This is a genomic window from Sphingorhabdus sp. EL138, from assembly GCF_945862485.1.
Taxonomy (GTDB): domain Bacteria; phylum Pseudomonadota; class Alphaproteobacteria; order Sphingomonadales; family Sphingomonadaceae; genus Sphingorhabdus_B.
Genome location: NZ_CAMAYF010000011.1, coordinates 36,267 through 61,561, shown reverse-complemented (window position 1 = coordinate 61,561; position 25,295 = coordinate 36,267). Strand labels below are relative to the sequence as shown.

At 54.3% G+C, this 25,295-nt stretch carries 27 protein-coding genes, 2 tRNA genes and 1 pseudogene; 24 read left to right on the top strand and 6 right to left on the bottom strand.

Annotated features, from left to right (window positions below):
- Positions 1–56: 56 nt before the first annotated feature.
- Positions 57–146 (top strand) — tRNA-Ser (locus Q0O33_RS06555).
- Positions 147–397: 251 nt separating this feature from the next.
- On the opposite strand, the gene Q0O33_RS06550 is transcribed toward Q0O33_RS06555, so the two are convergent.
- Together Q0O33_RS06550 and Q0O33_RS06545 are read right to left on the bottom strand one after the other, a co-directional pair.
- Positions 398–1,642 (bottom strand): type VI secretion protein ImpB, encoded by a 1,245-nt coding sequence (locus Q0O33_RS06550; protein WP_295497484.1) that lies wholly within the window; start codon positions 1,640–1,642, stop codon positions 398–400.
- A gap of 184 nt (positions 1,643–1,826) precedes the next feature.
- A pseudogene (locus Q0O33_RS06545) lies at positions 1,827–2,123 on the bottom strand (DSD1 family PLP-dependent enzyme); the annotation flags it as partial.
- A gap of 115 nt (positions 2,124–2,238) precedes the next feature.
- Here Q0O33_RS06545 and thyA point away from each other — a divergent pair.
- The 5 genes from thyA to Q0O33_RS06520 all read left to right on the top strand — a co-directional run bounded on the left by thyA (position 2,239) and on the right by Q0O33_RS06520 (position 7,258).
- Positions 2,239–3,171 carry a thymidylate synthase gene (gene thyA / locus Q0O33_RS06540; protein ID WP_295497482.1) on the top strand — a complete coding sequence of 311 codons (933 nt, stop codon included), beginning with the start codon at positions 2,239–2,241 and terminating at the stop codon, positions 3,169–3,171.
- 108 nt (positions 3,172–3,279) lie between these two features.
- Positions 3,280–4,566, top strand: a complete 1,287-nt coding sequence (locus tag Q0O33_RS06535; RefSeq protein WP_295497480.1) for a thiamine pyrophosphate-dependent enzyme — start codon at positions 3,280–3,282, stop codon at positions 4,564–4,566.
- Entirely contained in the window at positions 4,566–5,594 is a 1,029-nt protein-coding gene (locus tag Q0O33_RS06530) for an alpha-ketoacid dehydrogenase subunit beta (protein WP_295497478.1), read from the top strand. Before Q0O33_RS06535 ends, Q0O33_RS06530 begins: the two co-directional genes overlap by 1 nt.
- Positions 5,595–5,598: 4 nt before the next feature.
- Positions 5,599–6,855, top strand: a complete 1,257-nt coding sequence (locus tag Q0O33_RS06525) for a dihydrolipoamide acetyltransferase family protein (RefSeq protein ID WP_295497476.1) — start codon at positions 5,599–5,601, stop codon at positions 6,853–6,855.
- Between the two features lie 326 nt (positions 6,856–7,181).
- A tRNA-Asp gene (locus Q0O33_RS06520) sits at positions 7,182–7,258 on the top strand.
- 13 nt (positions 7,259–7,271) lie between these two features.
- Here the strand turns inward: Q0O33_RS06520 and Q0O33_RS06515 are convergent.
- The 4 genes from Q0O33_RS06515 to Q0O33_RS06500 form a co-directional block, all read right to left on the bottom strand.
- Entirely contained in the window at positions 7,272–7,508 is a 237-nt protein-coding gene (locus Q0O33_RS06515) for a DUF2842 domain-containing protein (protein WP_295497474.1), read from the bottom strand.
- Positions 7,505–8,074, bottom strand: a complete 570-nt coding sequence (locus tag Q0O33_RS06510; RefSeq protein ID WP_295497472.1) for a 5-formyltetrahydrofolate cyclo-ligase — start codon at positions 8,072–8,074, stop codon at positions 7,505–7,507. The genes Q0O33_RS06515 and Q0O33_RS06510 overlap by 4 nt, the downstream gene beginning before the upstream one ends.
- Positions 8,075–8,290: 216 nt before the next feature.
- Positions 8,291–8,605: a cell division protein ZapA gene (locus tag Q0O33_RS06505; protein WP_295497470.1), complete on the bottom strand. Its 315-nt coding sequence runs from the start codon at positions 8,603–8,605 to the stop codon at positions 8,291–8,293.
- Positions 8,605–8,790 carry a hypothetical protein gene (locus tag Q0O33_RS06500; protein WP_295497468.1) on the bottom strand — a complete coding sequence of 62 codons (186 nt, stop codon included), beginning with the start codon at positions 8,788–8,790 and terminating at the stop codon, positions 8,605–8,607. Before Q0O33_RS06500 ends, Q0O33_RS06505 begins: the two co-directional genes overlap by 1 nt.
- Positions 8,791–9,009: 219 nt before the next feature.
- On the opposite strand from Q0O33_RS06500, the gene tkt reads away from it, so the two are divergent.
- From tkt to nuoI, 18 genes are all read left to right on the top strand, one after another.
- The gene (gene tkt / locus Q0O33_RS06495) at positions 9,010–10,968 is read left to right on the top strand and encodes a transketolase (protein ID WP_295497467.1); all 1,959 of its coding nucleotides are present in this window, start codon (positions 9,010–9,012) and stop codon (positions 10,966–10,968) included.
- A gap of 11 nt (positions 10,969–10,979) precedes the next feature.
- Entirely contained in the window at positions 10,980–11,987 is a 1,008-nt protein-coding gene (gene gap, locus Q0O33_RS06490; RefSeq protein WP_295497464.1) for a type I glyceraldehyde-3-phosphate dehydrogenase, read from the top strand.
- 10 nt (positions 11,988–11,997) lie between these two features.
- Positions 11,998–13,194 (top strand): phosphoglycerate kinase, encoded by a 1,197-nt coding sequence (locus tag Q0O33_RS06485; protein WP_295497463.1) that lies wholly within the window; start codon positions 11,998–12,000, stop codon positions 13,192–13,194.
- Between the two features lie 75 nt (positions 13,195–13,269).
- Positions 13,270–14,157: a fructose bisphosphate aldolase gene (locus Q0O33_RS06480; protein ID WP_295497461.1), complete on the top strand. Its 888-nt coding sequence runs from the start codon at positions 13,270–13,272 to the stop codon at positions 14,155–14,157.
- A 277-nt stretch (positions 14,158–14,434) separates the two neighbouring features.
- A complete protein-coding gene (thiE, locus tag Q0O33_RS06475) occupies positions 14,435–15,058 on the top strand; it encodes a thiamine phosphate synthase (RefSeq protein ID WP_295497459.1) in 624 nt (207 codons plus the stop codon).
- Between the two features lie 82 nt (positions 15,059–15,140).
- The gene (efp, locus tag Q0O33_RS06470; protein WP_295491160.1) at positions 15,141–15,704 is read left to right on the top strand and encodes an elongation factor P; all 564 of its coding nucleotides are present in this window, start codon (positions 15,141–15,143) and stop codon (positions 15,702–15,704) included.
- Positions 15,704–16,522, top strand: coding sequence for an inositol monophosphatase family protein (locus Q0O33_RS06465; protein WP_295497457.1), 819 nt, complete (start codon positions 15,704–15,706; stop codon positions 16,520–16,522). Before efp ends, Q0O33_RS06465 begins: the two co-directional genes overlap by 1 nt.
- Positions 16,523–16,624: 102 nt before the next feature.
- Complete coding sequence (gene ndhC, locus Q0O33_RS06460) at positions 16,625–16,999, top strand: NADH-quinone oxidoreductase subunit A (RefSeq protein ID WP_295497455.1); 375 nt, start codon at positions 16,625–16,627, stop codon at positions 16,997–16,999.
- Complete coding sequence (locus tag Q0O33_RS06455; RefSeq protein WP_295497452.1) at positions 16,990–17,526, top strand: NADH-quinone oxidoreductase subunit B; 537 nt, start codon at positions 16,990–16,992, stop codon at positions 17,524–17,526. The genes ndhC and Q0O33_RS06455 overlap by 10 nt, the downstream gene beginning before the upstream one ends.
- A complete protein-coding gene (locus Q0O33_RS06450) occupies positions 17,523–18,275 on the top strand; it encodes an NADH-quinone oxidoreductase subunit C (RefSeq protein ID WP_295497450.1) in 753 nt (250 codons plus the stop codon). The genes Q0O33_RS06455 and Q0O33_RS06450 overlap by 4 nt, the downstream gene beginning before the upstream one ends.
- Positions 18,272–19,483 (top strand): NADH-quinone oxidoreductase subunit D, encoded by a 1,212-nt coding sequence (locus Q0O33_RS06445; RefSeq protein ID WP_295497448.1) that lies wholly within the window; start codon positions 18,272–18,274, stop codon positions 19,481–19,483. The genes Q0O33_RS06450 and Q0O33_RS06445 overlap by 4 nt, the downstream gene beginning before the upstream one ends.
- Complete coding sequence (locus Q0O33_RS06440) at positions 19,483–19,662, top strand: hypothetical protein (RefSeq protein WP_295497446.1); 180 nt, start codon at positions 19,483–19,485, stop codon at positions 19,660–19,662. The genes Q0O33_RS06445 and Q0O33_RS06440 overlap by 1 nt, the downstream gene beginning before the upstream one ends.
- Positions 19,655–20,323, top strand: a complete 669-nt coding sequence (locus Q0O33_RS06435; RefSeq protein ID WP_295497444.1) for an NAD(P)H-dependent oxidoreductase subunit E — start codon at positions 19,655–19,657, stop codon at positions 20,321–20,323. Before Q0O33_RS06440 ends, Q0O33_RS06435 begins: the two co-directional genes overlap by 8 nt.
- On the top strand, positions 20,323–20,460 hold the full coding sequence (locus Q0O33_RS06430) for a hypothetical protein (RefSeq protein ID WP_295497442.1): 138 nt from the start codon (positions 20,323–20,325) through the stop codon (positions 20,458–20,460). Before Q0O33_RS06435 ends, Q0O33_RS06430 begins: the two co-directional genes overlap by 1 nt.
- Entirely contained in the window at positions 20,460–21,755 is a 1,296-nt protein-coding gene (gene nuoF / locus Q0O33_RS06425; RefSeq protein WP_295497441.1) for an NADH-quinone oxidoreductase subunit NuoF, read from the top strand. Before Q0O33_RS06430 ends, nuoF begins: the two co-directional genes overlap by 1 nt.
- A 2-nt stretch (positions 21,756–21,757) precedes the next feature.
- Positions 21,758–23,758 carry an NADH-quinone oxidoreductase subunit NuoG gene (gene nuoG / locus Q0O33_RS06420; RefSeq protein WP_295497439.1) on the top strand — a complete coding sequence of 667 codons (2,001 nt, stop codon included), beginning with the start codon at positions 21,758–21,760 and terminating at the stop codon, positions 23,756–23,758.
- Positions 23,755–24,801, top strand: a complete 1,047-nt coding sequence (nuoH, locus tag Q0O33_RS06415) for an NADH-quinone oxidoreductase subunit NuoH (protein WP_295497438.1) — start codon at positions 23,755–23,757, stop codon at positions 24,799–24,801. Before nuoG ends, nuoH begins: the two co-directional genes overlap by 4 nt.
- Positions 24,798–25,286: an NADH-quinone oxidoreductase subunit NuoI gene (nuoI, locus tag Q0O33_RS06410; RefSeq protein ID WP_295497437.1), complete on the top strand. Its 489-nt coding sequence runs from the start codon at positions 24,798–24,800 to the stop codon at positions 25,284–25,286. Before nuoH ends, nuoI begins: the two co-directional genes overlap by 4 nt.
- Positions 25,287–25,295: the final 9 nt, after the last annotated feature.

The window sequence follows — 25,295 nt, the reverse complement described above, 5'->3', positions numbered from 1 at the left end:
CGCTCTGCCATAGGGATGCGCTGTTTTTACGGCAATGACCAGCCCCTATGAATTGCGGAGAGATGGCTGAGTGGTCGAAAGCACCGCACTCGAAATGCGGCGTGCCGGTGACGGTACCTAGGGTTCGAATCCCTATCTCTCCGCCAATTTTAAGCAATTCCGCCGACAAACCCAGCCGTGTCTTGAGGCGCGGGCATGGCCATTCGCATAGCGCCGCCGCACCCGCGCTGCCGACAACGTGCGCGAATTTCGACTTCGCCTAAAGTTAGCCGCTCTTTTCCCTTCCGCGCTTGTAACTCTGCACCCGTTAGCCACCGGAACGTTCCGCATTTCTTGCAAGTCAGTTCCAGCCGGTCGTTTGCGTCCAAATCGAGTATTTGGATATTGCTTCGCCAGTTCACCAAAAATCCTCTGCACTGGGAATCCGCGTAAATGATATTTTGCCACCAACATTGCCACCGGGCGGCGGCTCCCAAAAACCGACACTGGCAACCGTTTTGCCATATTTTATATTAAGCCGATCAAGCGCAGACCCCAGCCGCTCCCATTTTTGCCGTTCGGAATCGTCATCCAACAAAAAATCGAGCTGGCGATGATTGGCAGTCGTTAGATCGCCAAGGGTAACACCGATACGCATCACTCTCGTTTTGCTAGTCAAGCGGCTGGTGAGGCGTTCCCAAAGAGCAGCGAGCGCGGTTAGCAACGCTTGATCGTCATTCACTTGTGGCAGTGTCAGGCTGTCGAACCCGCTACCCTCATAATATTGCATCCATAGGGTAATGGACTTTGTGTAATATCCGGCCCTACGCACCCGCCTAGCTGCTTTCACAAGCAACAGGCGCGATATTGTCTTAGCATCCGTCAACGTCCGCGCATCGGGCGGCAAAACCCTTGCATGGCCGAACATGCCGCGTTCGGTCGGCGGGGCTTCTATCGCATAGCCGTGTAGCGCATACCAAAGCCGCTCGCCGGTCACATTATTCCACAAAGCGCGAAGCTGTTTAGGTTGGGTTGCCAGCAAGGCCGCCATTGTCGTTATCCCAGCTTTTGCGAGCCGAATTTCCATCCGTTTCCCGATGCCCGGTATATCATCCAGGGGGAGCTTCAATAAGGGGGCTGGCATGGCCTCAGGTCGCCAGATAGAAAGGCCATCCGGCTTTTGCGTCCCGCCCGCAATCTTGGCCAAATGGCGATTGGCGGCAAAGCCGATAGAGCATGTGATGCTTGCGCCGATGTTATAGCGGATCGTCCGTTTGATAGCCGCAGCCACGCCAGCCGGATCGGCCCTTTGCCCTTCGTCAAGTTTGCAACTTAATTCGTCAATCGACTTGACCTGATCGACCGGGATTACGGAACCAATTTGTGATATAAGCTCGTTATGCGCACGCCTGTATAAATCTGGCTTTTGCGGCACCAAAATTAGATCGCGACATATCCGCTTGGCTTCATCCACCATCATTATGTTTTTGACGCCGCGCGCCTTCGCTTCGCGTGAACAGGCGATGATGCACGAACGTCCGCCCTCATAGGGAACAATGCCGATGGGACGCCCGCGTAAGGCAGGGTTTCGCAACTGCTCAACGCTCGCAAAAAAGCCGTCAAAGTCCAAATAGAGATGCTCGATTGTGTCTGGTTTGCGCATGGGGGTGCCGAATCGGAGAGGGATTTGTAAAAGAACATAAACAGAACATAAGCGCAAGCGAGTTGACAGGTCCGCAGCTTTGAAAAGGGATGTTGTGAGTGTCGGGTGACACTTTCTTATCAAATTGCGCGCCGGCCTTTGCTGCCCTTTGGCGCCCAGCGCAAAAGCAATTTCTTCATTGGCTTTACCAGCCTGTAAAACGCACCCACTCATTGGTAACGATATCTGACGTGCCATGCACGATGTGGTAGCTGCGATGCTGCGCGCCAGTAGCGCAGGCGTGATTGGGCAAGATACGCACGCGATCGCCAATGGCCAGTTCGGGAAGCACCGCGTTCGACCCCGGACGCACCTTTAGGATGCCATGTTCTTGATTAGCATCCGCCAGAATAAGATCCTGAAACGGCGTGCCAGCGCTATCGCAGACGAGGCCATAGCCTTGATCAATCTCCTGCTTCGACGTGCCTCGATCTTGGGACAGGAGGCTGCCAGCGATAGTTGTCGACGCTGGGTTTGCTTCGATGAGGATAAGGGCATCAGAGCCATTGCTTATTGGCAAGGTTGCAAAAACGTTACGCGGCGCTTAGCGATAGCAGATGCACAATATGCCACATTATGAAGAACAATATCTGTCGCTGATGCGCCGAATTTGGGAAAATGGCACAGTTCAGCGTGATCGGACGGGGGTTGGGACCAAAGCGTTGTTCGGCGCAACTATGCGCTTTTCGCTCGCCGATGATGCCATTCCGTTGCTGACGACAAAGCGGGTGTATTGGAAGACCGCAGCGCGGGAAATGCTGTGGTTCCTTACCGGCAACACGAATATTCGGCCATTGTTGGAGCATAAGGTCAAAATATGGACCGATTGGCCGCTAGATCGCTATCGTCGCGAAACGGGTACAGACATTTCGCAAGATGATTTTGAACAACGCATAATCGCGGATGCCGCTTTCGCCGAAAAATGGGGCGATCTGGGCCCAGTCTATGGCGCGCAATGGGTGAATTGGCCGCGGTATGAAGCCGCAGAAAATGGTTTATTCCGCCGCGCGGAAAAGGGCATTGATCAGGTCAGCCTTCTTGTTGAGAGCCTGAAGAGCAATCCGGGTTCCCGCCGACATATTATCGAAGGCTGGAATGTTGCCGAACTGGACCAAATGGCGCTGCCGCCCTGCCACAAAACCTACCAATTTCATGTCGCCGATGGTGTTTTAAGCTGCATCTTATTCCAGCGCTCGTGCGATTTGGGGCTTGGCTTTGCCTTTAACGCATTTTCGGCGGCATTGCTGACCCGGATGCTCGCAGCGGTGTGTGGATATCAAGTGGGCGAGTTGATCTGGCAGGGTGGGGATGTGCATTTATACCTCAACCATGCACCCTTGGTCGAAGAGCAATTGTCGCGCACGCCCTCTGGCAGTCCCAAATTGAAGCTTTTGCGCACACCCGAAAGCATTTTCGACTATCGTATCGAAGATTTTGAAGTCGTTGATTACCAGCCGCAGTCCCATATTTCCGCGCCGGTCGCGGTGTAATCTCTATTTAGGTCAGCTATGTTGACCTAAAGTCATGTTTGAAATATTATAACAAATATAGATAATAAACTCCCTGAGTCGTTCGGGCGGTTGTGGGCGGAGATGGACATGGTGCAATCTACGAAAGACAATCTCGCGCCGCTGCATCTGCACATCCCTGAACCCAAATTCCGTCCCGGTGATATAGCCGACTTTAGCGATATCATTGTGCCTGCGGTCGATACCCATCCGCGCCCTGATGAGCATGTTTTGCCGGCCGACATTCACCCGTTGGCTTATGGTCTTGTGCGCGTTTTGGGCGATGACCACGTGGCTTCGGGCAGTTGGAACCCCGGACTTGATCTCGCTACTCTACAGGTCATGTTGCGAAGAATGCTGCTTTTGCGTGCTTTTGATGATCGTATGTTTCGGGCACAGCGGCAGGGCAAAACGAGCTTTTACATGAAGTCTTTTGGCGAGGAGGCGACGTCGGTTGCAACGACCATGGCGTTGCATTTTGATGACATGTGTTTCCCAAGCTATCGCCAGCAAGGGATATTGATCACGCGCGATTATCCGCTCGTTGATATGATGAACCAGATTTATTCCAATCGGGGCGACCGACTGAAGGGCCGCCAACTGCCTATCATGTATTCGGCAAAGGATTACGGATTTTTCAGCATTTCCGGCAATCTGACCACGCAATATCCGCAGGCCGCGGGTTGGGCGATGGCCTCTGCCTCGCGCGGAGATACCCGTATTTCAGCGGTTTGGTGCGGTGACGGATCAACGGCGGAAGGTGACTTTCATAACGCATTGACCTTTGCCGCCGTCTACAACGCGCCAGTCATCTTTCAGGTTGTGAATAACCAATGGGCGATTTCGTCCTTTTCCGGTTTTGCCGGAAGCGAGCGGACGACCTTCGCCGCGCGGGCCATCGGTTATGGTATTGCTGGCTTACGCGTTGACGGCAATGACGCATTGGCAGTTTACGCCGCGATGCAATGGGCCGCGAACCGTGCACGGACCAATGGCGGACCGACGCTGATTGAATATTTCACTTATCGCGGGGAAGGGCATTCCACCTCAGATGATCCCAGCGCATATCGCGCGGCCGAAGAATATGCGTTGTGGCCACTGGGCGACCCCGTCACGCGGTTGAAGGACCATCTCATAACTATCGGCGCGTGGAGCGAAGCGCAGCATGACGCGCTAGTCCTTGAACTGTCCGAGCATGTGAAGGCTATTCAGAAAGAGGCCGAGCAAAATGGTATTCTCGGCCATGGCTTGCATCATCCGTTCGAAACGATGTTCGAAGATGTGTTCGAAGAAATGCCGTGGCATTTGAAAGAGCAATGCACGCAAATGCTTAAGGAACAAGAGGATAAATTTGGCCCTGATTGGGAGGCACGTTGATGTCAGAGCCTGCCACAAAAACGATGAACATGATCGAGGCGATTAACAGCGCGTTGGATATCATGCTCGCAAAAGACAACGATGTCGTCATCATGGGCGAGGATGTCGGCTATTTTGGCGGCGTGTTTCGCGCGACTGCGGGTTTGCAAGCCAAGCATGGCAAGACACGCGTGTTTGATACCCCGATCAGCGAATGCGGTATCATTGGCGTTGGCGTCGGCATGGCGGCTTATGGCCTCCGGCCCGTGCCTGAAATTCAATTTGCCGATTATATCTATCCTGGCCTCGACCAATTGGTGAGCGAGGCCGCGCGTATGCGTTACCGTTCGGCGAATGACTTCATTTGCCCGATGACGGTCCGTTCGCCCTTTGGTGGCGGTATCTTTGGCGGGCAGACGCACAGCCAAAGCCCGGAGAGCCTATTTACCCATGTCTGCGGGATTAAGACCGTCATTCCGGCCACACCTTATGATGCCAAGGGCCTTTTGATTGCTGCGATTGAGGACAATGATCCTGTTGTTTTTTTCGAACCCAAGCGCATCTATAACGGTCCGTTCACGGGCTATTATGATCGCCCTGTGGAGCCATGGTCAAAACATGAAGGAAGCATGGTTCCGCAAGGCTATTATCGCATTGATCTTGGCAAGGCGGCGGTTGTACGGGCAGGCGAGGCGGTTACCGTGTTAACTTATGGCACCATGGTCCATGTGGTGAAGGCCGTTGTCGCCGAGCATGGTATTGACGCGGAGATCATTGACCTACGGACATTGCTACCGCTCGACATTGGAACCATCGAAGCGTCGGTCAAGAAAACTGGCCGTTGCATGGTGGTGCATGAAGCGACGCGCACCAGCGGCTTTGGTGCGGAATTGGCGGCGCAGGTGCAGGAACGGTGCTTCTATCATCTGGAAGCTCCAATCGAGCGCGTCACCGGGTTTGACACGCCTTATCCACATAGCCTGGAATGGGCCTATTTTCCTGGCCCCGTGCGCCTTGCCCGCGCCTTTGACAAGATCATGAAGGACTGACGCGATGCCCAAATTTACATTCAATCTGCCCGACATTGGTGAAGGCATTGCTGAGGCTGAAATCGTCGCTTGGCACGTCAAGATTGGCGATATCATCTCCGAAGACCAGCCCCTTGCCGACATGATGACCGACAAGGCGACGGTTGAAATGGAAAGCCCGGTTTCGGGTGTTGTCACCAAGGTTGCGGGCGAAGCGGGCGATGTGATCGCCATTGGCGCGATGCTTGTCGAGATTGAGATCGCTGGCGATTCTGGAAATGAGGCAGAAAAGCCAGCAAAAGAGCCGATTTTGGCTGTGGTTGAGGATGAAAATGCGCATATGCCAGAGCCTGTCTCTATCGCAGAAGTCACCCCGCCACCCGTTGCTCCAACAGCAATGCAGCATGCCATGTCCGTCGCCGACAAGGTCACCGCGTCGCCTGCGGTGCGCCAACGTGCCAAAGACCTTGGCGTCGATTTGGCCGACGTTAAGGCGGCAGGCGGGCATGTTCGGCATGCAGACCTTGATGCGTTTCTTACCTATGGATCGCAGATGGGGTATCGCCCAGTGCATGCAAATGTTCGCCGCGCCAATGAAGCGGTCAAGGTTATAGGCTTGCGCCGCCGGATTGCCGACAATATGGCAGCGTCGAAACGGCACATCCCGCATTTCACTTATGTGGAGGAAATCGATGTCACTGCCATTGAATCGATGCGCGCAGACTTGAACGCCAATCGCGGGACAAAGCCAAAGCTGACGATGTTGCCCATGCTGATCGTCGCGATTTGCAAGACCATTCCGCAATTTCCGATGATTAACGCGCGTTTTGATGATGAAGCAGGCGTTGTCACGCGTCATGGCGCTGTACATTTGGGTATGGCGACGCAGACCGATGCTGGCCTGATGGTGCCTGTCATCCGTGATGCGCAGGACCGGAATATCTGGCAATTGGCGACCGAAATTGCGCGCTTGGCCGACGCTGCACGCAGCGGCTCCGCAAAAAGCGAAGAGCTATCTGGGTCAACCCTGACCATTACATCATTGGGCCCGCTCGGCGGGATCGCGACCACGCCCGTTATCAATCGTCCAGAAGTGGCCATTATCGGCCCGAACAAGATTGTGGAGCGCCCCATGTTTGTTGGCGACACTATTGAGGCGCGCAAGTTGATGAACCTGTCCATGAGTTGCGACCATCGTGTCGTCGACGGTTGGGACGCTGCCAATTATGTTCAAACGCTCAAAAAACTGATCGAGACGCCCGTTTTGCTGTTCGCCGATTAATACCTAACGCGGCAGGCGCGTCCAGACCGGGCTGATAGGGGATTATTTGCGCGCATGGTTCCAGCAACGTAGACTGTTTCGTTGGCGCAAGAGGCGAATGCTTTCACCGCCGTCCGGTGCTGCAGCGTTGCGACATGGGCCCTCAGGAAGTTAGCGGAAACAAAATATTAAACAGATATCTAAGTCTATGGGTCACGCTAAATTTAGGCGTTGCTAAAGATCTGACAATCAGTTGGTCAAAGGTGATCTCGCCGAATATGCCCTTTTATGACAAATGGCGTTGACAGAATCTTGCGCCGCTTATAGTGCGCCCCCACCGCAAGTTAGCGGGTGTAGCTCAGTTGGTTAGAGCGCCGGCCTGTCACGCCGGAGGTCGCGGGTTCGAGCCCCGTCACTCGCGCCACTTCTTTCAAGTTTTAGTCTTGAGGTGGTGCGCGGAACGATCCTGTCTCCATCCAAATCATCAGTGGGCGCATCGGCGCTATCCATATGATACCTGCGACCAGATAGATGATGCTTTGGATTGCGATGTTTTGCGCTCCAATAAAGTCGGATGCGCTGACAATAATAGCCGACCAGAGCAATATAATCAGCAATATCGCCAGCATGCCGGCAGGCTTCCGCCAAGTCGGTTGCTTGAGTGGTGTTTTCATAAGGTCATCCATGATTTTTCGGTAAGTATAGCGTCCAATGGCATGTCCCAAATATCCGATGCGAGGGCAGGCGCATGTTGAACGGACCATGCAAGGCCAATCGCGATGGCTTGCTCAAGCACGCTTAAGGCGCGGTCATAATGGCCAGCACCCTGTCCAAGCCGCATCAATTGGTCGTCAAAGGCTACTAAGGGCGTGAGAACGATGTCTGGAGTGCAGGGGGGAGCGTTCTCTGCAGGTTGGAGCAATCCAAAGGGGCCGGGAACCAAATTGTCACCCGGCGTCCAACGCAGGAAGCGCATCGGGGCGGCCTTGCTTGTGATATGGGGTAGCGCAATATCGCAGCCCAGTTGGTGGGCCTGAGTCAGCAATGCCGCAGGATCTACCTCAGATCCAATGGCTATATAGCCGGCCACAATTTTGCCCGGCAAAAGATATTGCGCCAGCGGGGAAGGAGTTTTGGAGAAGGCCAGCGCGCGATCCTGTGGGGACAGTGCATCAACAAACCGGTCACGCTTTTGACGGAATTCCAACCGCTGCGACTGCTTGTTAAAATCTGGTTGCACTATTTTTCCTGAATAATGTTGGCGGAACCATCATGGGTCGTTTCCCGGAATATCCTCTGACGCCAGGACGTCAGGTGGGCACCGTGTGATCTGGACCTTAAGGTTTCCCAAACGGCCCAGGCAGGGACAGCTCCCTTAGATAGATAATCGCCTCAGGGATGTTCTCATCAGTTCGTGCCGGACAGTACCGCCAGACGCCAATATAAGCCGCTTATGTTAATTCTCAAGCCTTAGTGCCAGATTTTCCAATCGGGTAGCAAGCCCCTCTAATGTATCGGCAGATTGTTTTAAGGCGGCCGAAGGTCCCGCAGTATCGACGCGCACTGCCCCGCCTGCGTCATGGAGCTTGTCGGCGAGCATCAACGCAGAAAAAAGCAGCGCGCGCGTTTCTGTTAGGCCACGTGCGCCGCCAGCCACTTGGTGCGCCGTGGCGTTCACCATAGCGCCCAGTTCCAGCAAACGCTGTTCTTCTCCGGCATTACATGCGACGAAATAGTCACGACCAGCGATAGATAACTTAACGTCAGGCATCAGCGGGCATCCGCCAAAATCTTGTCCAAATCTTGAATGGCCATATGCGTTTCGGACTTTAGCTTTTCATGCCGTTCGGCAAGGTCATTATCGCCAACTGGTGCAGGCGCGATTGCCGATTTCTCGATGCGGGACAAAGCGCTCTCGATACGGTCGATTGCTGCAATAAATCGTTGTTCTATCACGGGTTAGTTTCCTTTGCTGAGGAAGTCTAGCAGAGACCATGTTCAATGCAAATGTGTGAACGCCATTATAAGCATAAATTCATGGGGAAAAGCATCCTCGCTCACTTGACGCTTTGCGCTTGCATCCGCAAGGGTTCGGACGATTGATTCGGCAGGGCGCCTATTAGAATGTGCTCCGTCACCCGCTCCCTTTCGGGAGTGATAAGTGGGGAAAAGAACATGACTGTGAGTGACCAGCAAATGGCCAATGCAATTCGGGCACTGGCTATGGATGCTGTGCAAGCCGCAAATAGCGGCCATCCTGGTATGCCCATGGGGATGGCCGACGTGGCGACGGTACTATACTCCAAATTTCTGAAATTCGACCCAAAGGCGCCCGATTGGGTAGACCGCGACCGCTTTGTTTTGTCCGCAGGGCATGGTTCGATGTTCGCTTATGCGACCTTATATTTGACCGGTTACGCAAGCCCGACCATCAAGGACATCCGGAACTTTCGGCAATTGGGTAGCCCATGTGCGGGGCATCCGGAAAACTTCCTGATCGATGGCATTGAATGCACAACCGGTCCATTGGGACAGGGTTTGGCCATGGCCGTCGGCATGGCCATGGCGGAACGCCATCTGAATGCGCGCTTTGGCGATGATCTGGTCGACCACCGAACATGGGTTGTGGCCGGTGATGGTTGCCTGATGGAGGGCATTAACCATGAAGCCGTTGGTCTCGCCGGGCATCTTGGCCTGGGACGCTTGATTGTATTTTGGGACGACAACCGTATTACCATCGATGGTTCGACTGACCTTTCCACCAGCGAAGATATTGCCGCGCGGTATCTGGCCAGTGGTTGGCATGTTGAAAGCTGCGATGGACATGATTTCAGTGACATAGAGCGCGCGATTAAGTCGGCGTTGGCAGATAATCGCCCTTCTTTGATTGCCTGCCGGACGCTTATTGGGAAGGGATCACCCAATAAAGAAGGCACAAAAGCGCCACATGGCAGCCCGCTTGGCGCAGACGAAATTGTTGCGACGCGCGCTGCAATAGATTGGCCTTATCCTGCATTCGAAATTCCGGATGATATTCTTGGCGCTTGGCGCGCAACGGGTGAAGCAGGCGTAGCGGCGCATGCGGCGTGGAATGTGCGGTTGGCAGCGTCTGCAAATGCAGCGGCGTTTAAATCGGCGATGTCAGGAGAGCCCAGCGGCGCTTGGTTGAAGCCACATCTTGATAGTTTGATTGCCGCACCACAGAAAATTGCGACCCGCAAGGCATCGGAAATCGCGCTGACGGCAGCCACGGCAGCTATATCGGAGCTGTTGGGTGGTTCTGCGGATTTGACGGGCTCCAACTTTACCCGCACCGCGTCCACCAGCACCTTGGATAAAAACGACTATTCGGGTCGCTATGTCAATTATGGCATTCGCGAATTTGGGATGGCGGCGGCGATGAACGGCATGGCGTTGCATGGTGGCATCATACCTTATGGTGGCACGTTCCTGATCTTCTCCGATTATTGCCGCGCCGCCATTCGCTTGTCCGCATTGCAAGAAACGCGTGTCATCTACGTTATGACGCACGACTCCATCGGTGTTGGTGAAGATGGCCCGACGCACCAGCCCATCGAACAAATCATGTCGATGCGGCTAATCCCGAATTTGGATGTTTACCGGCCCTGTGATACCATTGAGACCGCCGAATGCTGGGCGCTTGCGATTGAAAGTGCATCCACGCCATCGGTACTGGCGCTGTCTAGGCAAAACCTTCCGCAATTGCGCACGGACATTAGCGAGAATTTCTCTGCCAAGGGCGCGTATAGACTGCGTGCCGCAACCGCCATACGCAAAGTGATCCTCGTTGCAACGGGGTCTGAAGTTGAAATTGCTACCGTGGTGGCGGATAAGCTCGAAGCACAAGGTATTGGCGCGGATGTCGTCTCAATGCCAAGCTGGGAGCGGTTTGACGCACAGCCAGCGTCTTACAAATCGGCACTATTGCCCACGGATACGCTGCGTGTTTCCATTGAGGCTGGTACGACCATGGGATGGGAGCGCTATGTCGGCGACGGACTTCGTATCGGTATCGATAGCTTTGGCGCTTCTGCCCCCATTGACGCGCTTTACGAACATTTTGGCCTGACGGCTGACAAGATCACCCCGCAAATTGTCGCCCGATTGGGCTGATAGGAGCATTTATGACAGTGAAAGTAGCAATTAACGGTTTTGGTCGCATCGGCCGCTTGGTCGCCCGCGCGATATTGGAACGCGGTGACCATGATCTGGAACTAGTAGCGATTAACGATCTTGCACCGGCCAAGGCAAATGCGTTGTTGTTCAAACGGGACAGTGTACACGGCCCGTTCCCAGGCACAGTTGAGGCAGATGGCAATGACATCATCGTCAACGGCAAGCGTATTCATGTGACGGCAGAACGTGACCCCGCAAATTTACCGCACGCGGCCAATGGCGTCGATATTGCGCTGGAATGTACTGGCTTCTTCACTGATCGCGTCAGCGCCGAAAAGCATCTTGCGGCAGGCGCAAAGCGCGTCCTGATCTCCGCGCCCGGTAAAAATGTCGACAAGACCGTTGTTTTTGGCGTCAATCATGACGTTCTGAGCGCCGCCGATATAATCGTATCAAACGCAAGTTGTACCACTAACTGCTTGGCGCCAATGGCGAAGGTCCTGAACGATGCCATCGGTATCGAGCGCGGGTTGATGACCACAATCCATAGCTACACCAATGATCAAAAGATCCTCGATCAAATCCATGACGACATGCGCCGCGCGCGGGCCGCAGCGATGTCAATGATCCCTACCACAACTGGTGCTGCGCGAGCCGTCGGTGAAGTTATGCCAGAACTGAAAGGTAAGCTGGACGGTTCAGCCATCCGCGTGCCCACGCCAAATGTCAGCATCGTCGACCTAACCTTCACGCCAAAGCGGGACACGAGTGTTGAGGAAGTGAACGCGCTGCTGAAAGCGGCTTCAGAAGGGTCCTTGAAAGGCGTTTTGGCCTATTCAAATGAACCTTTGGTTTCCATTGACTATAACCATTGCCCCGCAAGTTCGACGATCGACAGCTTGGAAACTGCCGTCATTGACGGCAAGCTGGTGCGTGTATTGAGCTGGTATGACAATGAATGGGGCTTCTCGAACCGCATGGTTGATACAGCCGGTGTCATTGCCAAATTTCTGTAAGGATTAATCAATGCCATTCCGCACGCTCGACGACCTCGGCGATATCAAGGGCAAACGTGCTTTTGTGCGTGTTGACCTGAACGTGCCCATGGCCGACGGTCGTGTGACCGACGTTACGCGCATGCGTGCGCTGTTGCCGACGGTGCTGGAATTGTCGGACAAGGGCGCTAAGGTCCTACTGCTCGCACATTTCGGGCGTCCTAAGGGGGCGAAGCATAGCGAAATGTCGGTGTCGATGGTGCTTGATGCCTTGCAAGAAGTGCTGGGTCGCGAAATCATGTTCGTGCCAGAAATAGCGGGGGACGTTGTTACGCAATCCGTGGGTATATTGGCAGATGGCGACATCGCGCTCCTTGAGAACACCCGCTTTTGGGCCGGCGAAGAAAAGAACGACCCTGAACTGGCGCGTGCAGTGGCTGCCAATGGTGACCTTTACGTAAATGATGCATTTTCGGCGGCGCATCGTGCCCACATGTCGACCGAAGGGCTCGCGCATATCTTGCCAGCTTATGCTGGCCGAGCAATGGAGGCAGAGTTGAAGGCACTTCAGGCTGCCTTGGGCGCACCCGAGCATCCTGTGGCGGCTGTTGTCGGCGGGGCAAAGGTTTCCACTAAGCTCGACGTACTGAATAATTTGGTAACGCAGGTTGACCATTTGATTATCGGCGGGGGTATGGCGAATACCTTTTTGGCTGCGCGCGGGGTCAATGTCGGGAAGTCCTTGTGTGAACATGATCTGGCGGATCAAGCCAATGCGATTATGGATGCTGCGGACGCTGCAGGCTGTACGGTTCACCTGCCCTATGACGTCGTGACGTCACGCGAATTCCGTGCCAATCCGCCAATTCGGTCGGTAAATGTGCATGAAGTAGCAGCGGATGAAATGATCTTGGATGTTGGCCCCGCCGCTGTTGAAGCATTGGCCGATGTATTGAAAAACTGCCGGACGTTGGTGTGGAACGGGCCATTGGGGGCGTTCGAGATTGAGCCTTTTGACGCCGCAACAGTCTCATTAGCCCGGACGGCGGCTGCCCTGACCCGGGAAGGGTCGCTGGTGTCGGTTGCAGGGGGTGGTGACACCGTTGCCGCACTGGCGCATGCGGGCGTAACTGAAGATTTTACATTTGTCTCGACGGCAGGCGGCGCTTTCCTCGAATGGATGGAAGGTAAGCCTTTACCGGGCGTCGATGCTTTGAATATCGCTTAAACCTGCGGGGCAATGCCCCTTTTTTTTCAATTGCCGATGCATACGTATGCAAGGCCAGTCTATAGGATGCCAAAGATGAATTACGCCGAAATGCTTGCAAAAGTGTCCACTGCTTCGGGCTTTATTGCTGCACTTGATCAAAGCGGTGGTTCAACACCCAAGGCGCTCAAGGGCTATGGCATAGAGGAAGATGCCTATACGACCGAAGAAGAGATGTTTGGCCTTATACATGACATGCGCACGCGTATCATTACTGCGCCAAGCTTTTCCGGTGAAAAGGTGTTGGGCGCGATTTTGTTCGAACGTACGATGGACGGTCAAGCCGGCGGCAAGCCCGTGCCGACAGCATTGCAAGATCGCGGCGTTGTGCCGTTCCTTAAGGTAGACAAGGGGCTTGAGGAAGAGGCAGACGGTGTTCAAATGATGAAGCCAATGCCTGATCTTGATGCGTTGCTGCAACGCGCCAAGGCGAAGGGCGTGTTTGGGACAAAAAAGCGTTCGGTGATCAATCAAGCCTCGCCTTCCGGTATTGCTGCGATCGTGAAACAGCAATTTGATGTGGCCGAACAAATCCTCGCCGCCGGATTGATGCCGATTATCGAGCCTGAGGTGAACATCAAAAGCCTTGATCGCGCGCAAAGCGACATCATCTTGCGCGATGAAATTTTAAAGGCTCTCGATAAGGTATCGGCTGACAACAAGGTCATGCTGAAACTTTCGATTCCAGCCGAGGCGGGTATTTTTGATGCGCTTATCCATCACCCGCGTGTGTTGCGGGTTGTCGCGCTTTCCGGCGGCTACGCCCGTCCAGAGGCTTGCGCTGAACTTGCCAAGAATAAGGGCATGATTGCCAGTTTCTCGCGGGCTTTGTTGGAAGATTTGCGTCACCAGATGACCGCGGAAGAATTTGATGCCGCGCTTGCCAGCGCCATCGATGAAATTCACGCAGCATCCGCAACCTAGGGTCAGGACCACTTAAATCCACCTTCGCGGTTTGAGGCCATTTTGTTCAGTGCAAGGCGGCAAACGCAGGGCATAGTGGTTCTAAGTCCAAGCTTGCCAACGCGGCAATGGACAGTATGGGTCAAATCCGAAGGACGCCAAAATGGCTTCGATATCTTTGCCATTTTGACGCCGCGAAGGTAGATTTAAGTGGTCCTGACCCTAAGTTTGGAGAGGGGCCGGCGGTAAATGCGCAAGATATTTGCCGCCGGCCTAAAGCCCCGCTAATGAGCGCGGCATGAAAGAATTTCCCTGCCAATTATACTTGATCTCACCGCTTGAAGTCGGCGGTGATTTTCCCGCCCAGCTTGAGGCTGCCTTGTCCGCTGGTGCTGTCGCGGCGTTCCAGTTTCGCGTCAAAGACCTAGATCAGCATGAGGCTGCAGCGCTCGCGGAGCCATTGCAGGCCATTTGCGCCGCGCATGACGTGGCTTTCATTGTGAATGACAGCGTTGCTTTGGCCAAGCGCTTGAAGGCAGATGGCGTGCATTTGGGGCAGGGCGATGGTGACGTTCGGGAGGCGCGTGAACTGTTGGGGCGTGATGCCCAGATTGGGGTGACCTGTCACAACAGCCGTCATCTCGCGATGGAGGCCGCGGAGGCGGGAGCTGATTATGTGGCCTTTGGCGCGTTCTTTCCCACAGCGACGAAGACGGTGGAGCATGTCGCCGATCTCGACACATTACAGAAATGGTCGTTTGTAACGGAAGTTCCTTGCGTTGCCATTGGCGGGATTACACCAGTCAATGCCAAGCCATTAATCGACGCAGGCGCAGATTTCATAGCAGTGAGCGGCGCGGTGTGGAACCACCCACAAGGTCCCGCCGAAGCGGTCAAGGCGTTCAACGCACTGCTTGCCTAATGGCGCTGTCATCGCTAAAGGCCGCGACCATCGGCACGTATTTGCGTGCTTGCTCTTTCCACCTGTCAAGCGAGTGCAACTCATGAAAATCAACGCGGTTGAAATCAAGCCGGGTAACATATTGGAATATGAAGGCGGCCTATGGCGTGTCGTAAAGACCGCGCACACCCAACCGGGCAAGGGCGGCGCATATATGCAGGTTGAGCTCAAAAATCTTCGCGATGGCCGCAAGAACAATATCCGGTTCCGGTCGGCTGAAAGCGTGGAAAAAGTGCGCCTTGATCAGAAAGATTTCCAGTTTCTCTATGCCGAGGGCGATAATCTGGTGTTCATGGACAAGGAAACCTATGATCAGGTGACTTTGCCTAGTGACCTTCTCGGCGATGCGGCTGCTTTCCTACAGGATGGCATGGACGTTGTTATGGAAATGTATGATGACGAAGCACTCTCGGTCGCTTTGCCTGACCAAATCGAAGCTACGATTGTGGAAGCAGATGCGGTAGTTAAAGGCCAGACAGCGTCATCCAGCTATAAGCCTGCCATCCTCGACAATGGCGTGCGCGTTATGGTGCCGCCGTTCATTAGCGCGGGTACGCGGATTGTCGTTGATGTCTACGAACGGGAATATGTTCGGAAGGCCGATTAATGCCAGCATTAACCGGTCTTTTGACCATAATGGAAAAAGCAGCCCGTAAAGCGGGTGGCAAGCTTCGCCGAGATTTTGGCGAGATAGAACATTTGCAGGTTTCGCAAAAAGGCCCTGCAGATTTCGTATCAAAAGCCGATGAGCGCGCTGAAGACACGATTTTCCGCGAGCTCGAAATTGCACGTCCCGACTGGGGCTTTCTGATGGAAGAAGGGGGCGAGATCGCTGGAGCCGAAGGTAAACCGCGGTTCATCGTCGATCCGCTCGACGGCACCAGCAACTTCCTCCATGGTATTCCGCATTTTGCGATTTCAATCGCAGTGCAAGACCCGAAACCCGATGGTTCGGGCTGGGGCGACATTTTTGCAGGCCTTGTGTATAATCCGATCACGGACGAAAGCTTCTGGGCCGAACGCGGCAAGGGGGCTTGGCTTGGTAACCGCCGTTTGCGGGTATCTGCACGCCGTGAGTTAAATGAGGCACTGATCGCAACTGGCGCGCCTTATAAGGGCCATGGCGATTTTGATGAATGGGCTAAGATTTTTGGCGCTATCGGGCCTTCGGTATCGGGCATTCGGCGTTTTGGCGCGGCGAGCCTTGATCTCGCTTGGTTGGCCGCTGGCCGCTATGATGGTTTCTGGGAAAGTGGCTTATCGCCTTGGGATACGGCTGCTGGATGCTTGCTGGTGCGCGAAGCTGGCGGCTTTGTAACCGACTATCGGGGCCGCAGCCCGCACATCGCAGATGCCCAAGTTTTGGCGGCAAATGACATCCTTCACAGCAAGCTGCATAAGCTGTTGGTTGGCGCCATAAAATAATCGACGAAAATGGCAGAAAAAATGCCGAGTCTTGGCCTTGCAGGTCAAGACTCTTCTGCCTAAAAGCGCCGCAACTTACGGGGTTTCGGAAACGAGTCTGATATGACTGATCTGTCGCAATATTTGCCCATACTGCTTTTTTTGATGGTGGCGCTCGCATTGTCGTCGGCATTTGTGTTTTTGCCGATGGGCGTGTCGCGGCTGACGGGTACGTACAAGCCCAGCGAGGCGAAGCTCACCGAGTATGAGTGCGGCTTTCCAGCGTTCGAAGACTCGCGCAGCCAATTTGATGTCCGCTTCTACCTTGTTGCGATTTTGTTTATCATTTTCGACCTTGAAGCGGCTTTTTTATTCCCATGGGCCGTTAGTCTGGGGGAAACAGGCTGGATCGGTTGGGGTACTATGATGCTGTTCCTGTTCGAATTGGTCATCGGATTTATCTATGCATGGAAAGTGGGAGCACTCGAATGGGAGTAATCACGCCATCACTGTCTGACGTGCAAGCGACGGACATCGCGTTCTTCAAGGATATTGAGAGCGAAGTGAACGACAAGGGTTTTGTCGTATCGACGACTGAAGATTTATTTAATTGGGCGCGCACGGGCTCTTTATGGCCGATGACCTTTGGCCTTGCATGTTGTGCGGTGGAAATGATTCACGGCTATATGCCGCGTTATGACTTTGAACGTTTCGGCATCGCGCCACGCGCGTCACCGCGTCAGTCCGACGTGATGATCGTCGCAGGCACGCTCTGCAACAAAATGGCACCTGCGCTCCGCAAGGTTTATGACCAGATGTCTGAACCCAAATATGTCATTTCCATGGGTAGCTGCGCCAATGGCGGTGGCTATTATCATTATAGCTACAGTGTTGTGCGCGGTTGCGACCGCGTTGTACCTGTGGACATTTATGTACCCGGATGCCCACCAACGGCCGAAGCGTTGCTTTACGGCATTATGCAGTTGCAGCGTAAAATTCGCCGGACAGGGACGGTCGAACGGTGAGCCACTCTGCACCCCACATACACACGCCCGATGGCACGATAGAAGTGATCTCAAGAGCACTTGGTAAGCATATGTTTTCTATTGAAGAAGCTAATGATGAAGTTGCTGTGCACATTCACCGCGATGCGTTGGTGGACTGCATGGTCCAACTGCGTGATGAATGCGAATACCAGCAACTCATGGAAATTGCCGGCGTTGACTGGCCAGATCGCGACCCGCGTTTTGAGATTGTCTATTGCCTGCTGAGCATTACCAAAAACCACCGTATTCGGGTACATTTGACCACGAATGAAGATCGGCCTGTGCCGTCGGTCACCGGCATCTGGCCAGTTGCCGGATGGTTGGAACGCGAAGTGTTCGACATGTATGGCGTCTTATTCTCCGGGAATGCCGATTTACGGCGCATATTGACCGATTACGGTTTTTCCGGACACCCGCAGCGCAAGGACTTTCCATTGTCGGGCTATGTCGAACTGCGCTATTCCGAAGAAGAAAAGCGCGTGAAATATGAGCCTGTGCAATTGGCGCAGGATTTCCGCAATTTCGACTTTCTTAGCCCTTGGGAAGGCGCGGATTATGTCCTGCCAGGTGATGAGAAAGCTGGCGAGGGCGCTGCCAAGGGCACATCGCCGCCGCCTACACCCAAAACGACCGATTCCGCGACACAGACTGGTGCAGGTAAAGCTGCAAACAAAGAAGCCGTTAAACGCAGCGTGCGCAAGCCAAAGGCGACGGGAGACAAAGCATGAGCATGCAGCAGGATCTCGCGCCCACAACTGGCGATGAAGTGATCCAGAATTACACGATTAACTTCGGGCCACAGCACCCCGCAGCGCATGGCGTATTGCGTTTGGTGATGGAACTGGACGGTGAAATCGTCGAGCGGCTTGACCCGCATATCGGCCTTTTGCATCGTGGGACCGAAAAGCTGATCGAGTATAAAACCTATTTGCAGGCTTTGCCGTATTTTGATCGGTTGGATTACGCGTCGCCTATGGCGATGGAGCATAGCTATGTGCTCGCGGTCGAAAAGCTGTTGGATCTGGAGGTGCCGCTCCGTGCACAATATCTTCGGGTATTGTTCGCCGAATTGACGCGCATCAAGAACCACACGCTAAACATCGCGCACCATATTATCGATGTTGGCGCGATGACGCCGCCCTTGTGGTTGTATGAAATCCGCGAAGACATCATGGCCTTTTACGAGCGGGCAAGCGGTGCGCGTATGCATGCCGCATGGTTCCGCCCCGGCGGCGTGCATCAGGATGTACCGTTAAAGCTGTTAACCGACATTGCCGAATGGTTGGATGATCGCATGCCCCGCTTGTTCGAGGACGCAATGTCGCTTGTCGTCGACAACCGTATTTTCAAACAACGCAATGTCGATATCGCGATTGTTTCAAAGGAAGACGCGATCAAATGGGGCTTTTCCGGCCCGATGATCCGTGGCGCGGGCATCCCGTGGGATATCCGCAAAAGCCAGCCTTATGATGTCTATGACCGGATGGAGTTTGATATTCCGGTCGGCACGCGCGGCGATTGCTATGACCGATTCATGGTCCGGGTCGAAGAAGTGCGCCAATCGGTGCGCATTATCAAACAGTGCTTGCAACAAATGCCCGAAGGCCCTGTTTGCAGCGATGATCGCAAGGTCGCACCGCCCAAGCGTGCCGAAATGAAGCAATCAATGGAAGCATTGATCCATCACTTCAAATTGTACACCGAAGGCTTCAAAGTGCCCGCAGGCAGCGTCTATGTCGCCACCGAAAGCCCCAAGGGCGAGTTCGGAGTGTATCTGGTCGCCGACGGTAGCAACAAGCCTTATCGCTGCAAAATCCGGCCAACAGCCTTTTCGCACCTTCAAGCGATGGATTTCATGACTCGTGGGCATATGCTGGCGGATACGACGGCAATCTTGGGCGCGCTCGACATCGTGTTTGGGGAGTGTGACCGCTGATGACTCGCGAGCTTCTGTTTTTGGCATCTGCGGCTTTTGGCTCGGTCGCGTTGGTCGCGGCCTATCTCTATTTGTTTCATGCCGAGGTGTCGGCAAAGGAAGTGGGTTCGACCGCTGCAGCCATGATGTTTGGCGCATATATCGGGCGGATTTGGGGACGGAAAGAAGCACATGGCTGATGCAGTAAACATCCCAGATGAAGCCGAAACTCGTGCTAAATGGAGCAATTTCGCCTTTTCCAAGGAATATAAGGCACGAGCCGATATGTATATCGGTCGCTACCCCGCCGGACGTCAGCAATCGGCGGTGATGGCGCTGCTTGACTTGGCGCAGCGTCAGGTTGGTGAAGAAACGCATACACAGGGTTGGCTACCTGTACCGGTGATCGAATATGTCGCGAGCTATCTTGGCATGCCCTATATGCGCACTTACGAAGTTGCGACCTTCTACACGATGTACAATCTCGCGCCCGTGGGCCGCTATCATGTGCAAGTGTGCGGGACGACGCCATGCATGTTGCGCGGGTCGGATGATATTTTGGCGGCGTGCAAGAGCCGTGGACTGGTCAAAGGTGCAACGACACCCGACGGCATGTTTACGCTGAACGAAGTGGAGTGCATGGGCAATTGCGCGTCTGCACCGATGGTTCAGATCAACGACGATAATTACGAAGATCTCGATCATGGCAGCATGACCGCGATCCTCAAAGACTTGGCGGAGGGTAAGCAGCCGAAGATTGGCACCCAATTGCCGGGCCGCCACACGGTGGAGCCTTATGGCGGTGCGACGACCTTGCATGCGATGGTTGATAAGAACCATGACTATCGGGGGGAATATTGATGGAATTTCTCCCTCTCATCGGCATTTTGATTGCCGCGTTCGTCGCGTGGAAATTGCTCAAGGGTGTTATTAAGCTCGCTGCTATTGGTTTGCTCATCGCTGGGGCAGCTTGGTTTTTTCTTGGAGGTTTGGGCTGATGCTCGCTGACAAAGACCGCATTTTTACCAATTTATACGGCTATCAGGATTTTGCCCTGAAAGCAGCGCAGGCACGTGGTGATTGGGACAAGACTGCTGACCTGATGAAGGTCGGGCAGGATGCGATTATTGAGGAAGTGAAAGCTTCCGGCCTGCGCGGGCGCGGTGGCGCTGGGTTCCCGACAGGAATGAAGTGGAGCTTCATGCCCAAGACGCCGACGCCCGAGCGTCCGAATTTCCTCGTTATCAACGCCGATGAATCCGAGCCCGGTTCGTGCAAGGATCGCGAGATCATTCGTCATGACCCGCATAAGCTGATCGAAGGAGCGTTGATCGCTGGCTTCGCTATGCGTGCGCGTGCGGCCTATATCTATATTCGCGGTGAATATATTTTTGAAGCCAAGATACTCGAAAAGGCAGTTGCCGAAGCCTATTCCGCAGGCTTGCTCGGTAAGAATGCCGCCAAGTCCGGCTATGACTTTGATGTCTTCGTCCATCGCGGCGCGGGCGCGTATATTTGTGGTGAAGAAACCGCGATGATCGAAAGCCTGGAAGGCAAAAAGGGCCAACCTCGCCTGAAGCCGCCATTTCCTGCAGGGGCAGGGCTCTATGGTTGCCCTACAACAGTCAACAATGTCGAAAGCATTGCGGTTGTGCCTACGATCCTGCGGCGCGGCGCAGCTTGGTTCAAAAGCTTTGGCCGCGAAAATAACCACGGTACGAAGCTGTTCCAAATCTCCGGGCATGTTGAAAAACCATGCGTGGTCGAAGAAGAAATGGGCATCCCTTTCCGCGAACTGATTGAGAAGCATTGCGGCGGTATAAGAGGCGGTTGGGACAATCTCTTGGCGGTCATTCCCGGCGGCTCGTCGGTACCATTGGTTCCCGCAGCGATGATGATGGATGTACCGATGGACTTTGATGGCTGCAAAGCTGTCGGCTCCGGTCTTGGTACCGCAGCGGTGATCGTGATGGATAAGTCCACTGATATCGTGCGGGCAATCTCGCGGCTTTCCTATTTCTACAAGCATGAAAGTTGCGGCCAATGCACACCTTGCCGTGAAGGTACAGGCTGGATGTGGCGAGTCATGGAAAAGATGCGTACTGGCAATGCCGAGATTGGCGACATCGACACATTGTATGATGTTACCAAGCAGGTTGAAGGCCACACCATCTGCGCGCTCGGCGACGCAGCGGCGTGGCCAATTCAAGGGCTGATTAAGCATTTCCGTCCAGAGATGGAGCGTCGGATTAACGAAGCCAAGGGCGACAATATGCTGGAGGCGGCGGAGTAAACATGCCTAAAGTTACCGTAGACGGATTAGAACTTGAAGTCCCGCAGGGCGCAACCGTCCTTCAGGCGTGCGAAATGGCGGGGAAGGAAATTCCGCGCTTTTGCTATCACGAACGGCTGTCTATCGCGGGCAATTGCCGGATGTGTTTGGTTGAGGTTGCCCCAGGGCCGCCAAAGCCGCAGGCATCTTGCGCTTTGCCAGCCACAGAAGGTCAGATCATCCGCACTGATACGCCAATGGTGAAAAAGGCGCGTGAAGGCGTGATGGAGTTTTTGCTCATCAACCACCCGCTCGATTGCCCGATTTGCGACCAAGGCGGCGAATGCGACTTGCAGGACCAAAGCGTGGCCTATGGTCGCGGTGCTTCGCGGTTTGAGGAAAACAAGCGCGCGGTCACGGAAAAATATATGGGGCCGCTGGTGAAAACAGCGATGACGCGTTGCATTCAGTGCACACGCTGTGTCCGTTTTGCGGAAGAAGTAGCCGGCATAGAAGAAGTTGGCGCGATTGGTCGCGGCGAAAATATGCAGATCACGACCTATTTAGAGCACGCTATGCAAAGCGAGCTTTCGGGCAATGTCGTTGACCTGTGCCCTGTGGGTGCATTGACCGCCAAGCCTTATGCATTTGAGGCGCGTCCGTGGGAGTTGAAAAAGACCCCAAGCATCGACGTCATGGATGCCGTGGGCACCAACATCCGTCTCGACAGCCGGGGCAGGGCCGTGCTGCGCGCCTTGCCGCGTATTAATGACGATGTGAACGAAGAATGGGCGTCGGATAAAACGCGCCATGCCGTTGACGGCCTGACGCATCGCCGTTTGGACAAGCCCTACATCCGCAAGGATGGGAAGCTGGTCGCTGCAGAATGGGCTGAAGCCTTTGATGCGATCAAGGCGCATTGGAACGGCGCAGCGGCGGTATTGGCGGGTGATCAGGTCGATTGCGAAACCATGTTTGCTGCGCGCGAATTGGCTGGCACGTCGATGTTGGAGGGCCGTCAGACGGGCCTTGCATACGACACTTCGTCGCTGTCTGCGGTGAATTTCAACACTACTATTACGGGTATCGAAAATGCCGACGTGATCCTATTGATCGGAAGCGATTTGCGGCGTGAGGCACCGTTGGTGAACACCCGCATTCAAAAAGCCATTCGCAAGCGCAAGGCAAAGGTGTTCGCTATCGGACCCATGACCGACCTTACCTATAAGGTCGAATGGCTCGGTGATGACCTGAGTGCGTTAACCAAGGCGCCCAAGGCTCTAGCCGACGCTTTGAAGACGGCTGAACGTCCGGCGATTATCGTCGGTGGCGGTGCGCTGCGTTATGCTGGCGTCCACGGCGCGGCATTGGCTTTGGCCAAGAAATTTAAGCTGGTGCGTGACGATTGGAACGGTTTCAACGTCCTGCATTTCGCGGCTGCCCGTATGGGCGGGCTGATGCTCGGTTATGCGCATGATGGTGGCATAAAGAAGCTCGCTGCGGCGCAGCCCAAGCTAGCATTTTTCCTTGGTGCGGACGAGGTGGATTACAGCCTGTTCGCTGGCAGTTTCAAAGTCTATGTCGGCCACCATGGCGATAAGGGCGCGCATCATGCTGATGTCATCTTGCCGGGTGCAGCTTATAGCGAAAAGTCGGGGACTTACGTAAACTTGGAAGGCCGCGTTCAACGTGGCGAGCGCGCGGTGTTCCCGCCAGGAGATGCGCGCGAAGATTGGGCCATTTTCCGGGCTTTGTCAGATGTGCTGGGCAAGCGCCTGCCGTTTGACAGCCTCGACGCGTTGCGCGCCGAAATGGCGAAGGCTGTACCTGCTTTGGGTGTTGAAGGGCTGGCGGATTATGGTTGGTCAGAACCATCGCTGCCATCGGATGTCAGCGGCAAGATTGTCGATTATCCGATTAAGGATTTTTACCTGACCAACGCCATTTGCCGCGCGTCCGAAACGATGCAAAAGTGCTCGGCGGAACTGGTGCATGGCACACAATATTTGGAGGCGGCGGAATGACATCCTTCTTCCAAACCCTTGGCATGAGTTACGAAGGCGCATGGTTCACAGCAACAATCGCGGGGATACTGCTTATCGCGTTGCCACTCATGTTGGCCGTGGCGCTCATCATTTATGCGGAACGTAAATTATGGGCAGCTTTTGCACTGCGGCGCGGACCTAATGTCGTTGGACCCTTCGGCGTGTTGCAATCTTTTGCCGATGGTTTGAAGGTGTTCTTGCAAGAAACGATCATCCCAAGTGCATCGAATCGCGGCTTGTTCCTGATCGCGCCGATTATCACCTTCACCGTTGCATTGATGGCTTGGGCGGTCATTCCCTTCGCCGATGGTGTGGTGCTGTCGAATATTAATGTCGGCTTGCTCTACATCCTCGCGATCAGCAGCCTTGGCGTTTACGGCGTGGTTATTGCGGGATGGGCATCCAACTCCAAATATCCATTTTACTCGGCGATGCGCGCCGCGGCGCAGATGATTTCTTATGAAGTTTCCATTGGCTTCATCCTAATTTGCGTCGTCCTTTGGGCTGGCACCTTCAATGTTGGCGGCATTGTCGAGGGGCAGCGCAGCCACATTTTTGGCTTCATCAATGCCTATGCCTTTAACCCCTTGTTGTTCCCGATTGCGGTGATGTTCCTCATCAGCTCAATGGCAGAAACTGCACGCGCGCCTTTCGATTTGACCGAAGCGGAAAGCGAATTGGTTGCCGGTTATCAGACCGAATATTCCTCCATGGCCTTCGCTTTGTTCTGGCTGGGCGAATATGCCAACGTCCTGTTAATGTGCGCGTTGAACGTGATTCTGTTCTGGGGCGGATATTTGCCACCCGTTGATTGGGCACCATTGTACGCCGTTCCAGGCATTATCTGGTTCTTTGTCAAAATCCTGCTGATGTTCTTCATCTTTGCATGGGTAAAGGCGACTGTACCGCGTTACCGTTATGACCAATTGATGCGTTTGGGCTGGAAAGTATTCCTACCAATCTCGCTCTTCTGGGTCTTTTTGGTGAGCGGCTATCTTATGTTCACAGGACATTTCGCATGACCACTATCGCCCATCTCATCAAAACCTTCACTTTGTGGGAATTCGTAACCGCGCATTGGTTGACCTTGAAATATTTCTTCAAGCCAAAGGCAACGATCAATTATCCTTTCGAAAAGAACCCGCTTTCTCCACGTTTTCGGGGTGAGCATGCGTTGCGCCGTTATCCCAATGGGGAAGAACGCTGCATTGCGTGCAAATTATGTGAGGCGGTGTGTCCGGCTTTGGCAATTACCATTGAGTCCGAGCCACGCGACGACGGTAGCCGTCGGACCACGCGCTATGACATCGATATGACCAAATGCATTTACTGTGGCTTCTGCCAAGAAGCATGCCCCGTTGATGCGATTGTCGAAGGTCCGAACCTCGAGTTCGCAACAGAGACGCGGGAGGAATTGCTCTATGATAAGGCCAAGCTCCTCGACAACGGCGCTAAATGGGAACGGGCCATTGCCGCGAACCTTGCCGCTGATGCACCCTATCGTTAAGGGCGACCC

What these genes read in the sequence shown, in the direction of transcription:
- tkt (WP_295497467.1), top strand. Translation starts at nt 9,010, where the DNA reads ATGACTGTGAGTGACCAGCAAATGGCCAATGCAATTCGGGCACTGGCT.
- Q0O33_RS06465 (WP_295497457.1), top strand. Translation starts at nt 15,704, where the DNA reads ATGCCAGCATTAACCGGTCTTTTGACCATAATGGAAAAAGCAGCCCGT.
- thyA (WP_295497482.1), top strand. Translation starts at nt 2,239, where the DNA reads ATGCACAATATGCCACATTATGAAGAACAATATCTGTCGCTGATGCGC.
- nuoG (WP_295497439.1), top strand. Translation starts at nt 21,758, where the DNA reads ATGCCTAAAGTTACCGTAGACGGATTAGAACTTGAAGTCCCGCAGGGC.
- Q0O33_RS06550 (WP_295497484.1), bottom strand. Translation starts at nt 1,642, where the DNA reads ATGCGCAAACCAGACACAATCGAGCATCTCTATTTGGACTTTGACGGC.
- Q0O33_RS06455 (WP_295497452.1), top strand. Translation starts at nt 16,990, where the DNA reads ATGGGAGTAATCACGCCATCACTGTCTGACGTGCAAGCGACGGACATC.
- Q0O33_RS06535 (WP_295497480.1), top strand. Translation starts at nt 3,280, where the DNA reads ATGGTGCAATCTACGAAAGACAATCTCGCGCCGCTGCATCTGCACATC.
- nuoH (WP_295497438.1), top strand. Translation starts at nt 23,755, where the DNA reads ATGACATCCTTCTTCCAAACCCTTGGCATGAGTTACGAAGGCGCATGG.
- Q0O33_RS06440 (WP_295497446.1), top strand. Translation starts at nt 19,483, where the DNA reads ATGACTCGCGAGCTTCTGTTTTTGGCATCTGCGGCTTTTGGCTCGGTC.
- Q0O33_RS06435 (WP_295497444.1), top strand. Translation starts at nt 19,655, where the DNA reads ATGGCTGATGCAGTAAACATCCCAGATGAAGCCGAAACTCGTGCTAAA.
- Q0O33_RS06505 (WP_295497470.1), bottom strand. Translation starts at nt 8,605, where the DNA reads ATGCCTGACGTTAAGTTATCTATCGCTGGTCGTGACTATTTCGTCGCA.
- nuoF (WP_295497441.1), top strand. Translation starts at nt 20,460, where the DNA reads ATGCTCGCTGACAAAGACCGCATTTTTACCAATTTATACGGCTATCAG.
- Q0O33_RS06445 (WP_295497448.1), top strand. Translation starts at nt 18,272, where the DNA reads ATGAGCATGCAGCAGGATCTCGCGCCCACAACTGGCGATGAAGTGATC.
- Q0O33_RS06515 (WP_295497474.1), bottom strand. Translation starts at nt 7,508, where the DNA reads ATGAAAACACCACTCAAGCAACCGACTTGGCGGAAGCCTGCCGGCATG.
- Q0O33_RS06530 (WP_295497478.1), top strand. Translation starts at nt 4,566, where the DNA reads ATGTCAGAGCCTGCCACAAAAACGATGAACATGATCGAGGCGATTAAC.
- efp (WP_295491160.1), top strand. Translation starts at nt 15,141, where the DNA reads ATGAAAATCAACGCGGTTGAAATCAAGCCGGGTAACATATTGGAATAT.
- ndhC (WP_295497455.1), top strand. Translation starts at nt 16,625, where the DNA reads ATGACTGATCTGTCGCAATATTTGCCCATACTGCTTTTTTTGATGGTG.
- thiE (WP_295497459.1), top strand. Translation starts at nt 14,435, where the DNA reads ATGAAAGAATTTCCCTGCCAATTATACTTGATCTCACCGCTTGAAGTC.
- Q0O33_RS06480 (WP_295497461.1), top strand. Translation starts at nt 13,270, where the DNA reads ATGAATTACGCCGAAATGCTTGCAAAAGTGTCCACTGCTTCGGGCTTT.
- Q0O33_RS06430 (WP_295497442.1), top strand. Translation starts at nt 20,323, where the DNA reads ATGGAATTTCTCCCTCTCATCGGCATTTTGATTGCCGCGTTCGTCGCG.
- nuoI (WP_295497437.1), top strand. Translation starts at nt 24,798, where the DNA reads ATGACCACTATCGCCCATCTCATCAAAACCTTCACTTTGTGGGAATTC.
- Q0O33_RS06525 (WP_295497476.1), top strand. Translation starts at nt 5,599, where the DNA reads ATGCCCAAATTTACATTCAATCTGCCCGACATTGGTGAAGGCATTGCT.
- Q0O33_RS06485 (WP_295497463.1), top strand. Translation starts at nt 11,998, where the DNA reads ATGCCATTCCGCACGCTCGACGACCTCGGCGATATCAAGGGCAAACGT.
- gap (WP_295497464.1), top strand. Translation starts at nt 10,980, where the DNA reads ATGACAGTGAAAGTAGCAATTAACGGTTTTGGTCGCATCGGCCGCTTG.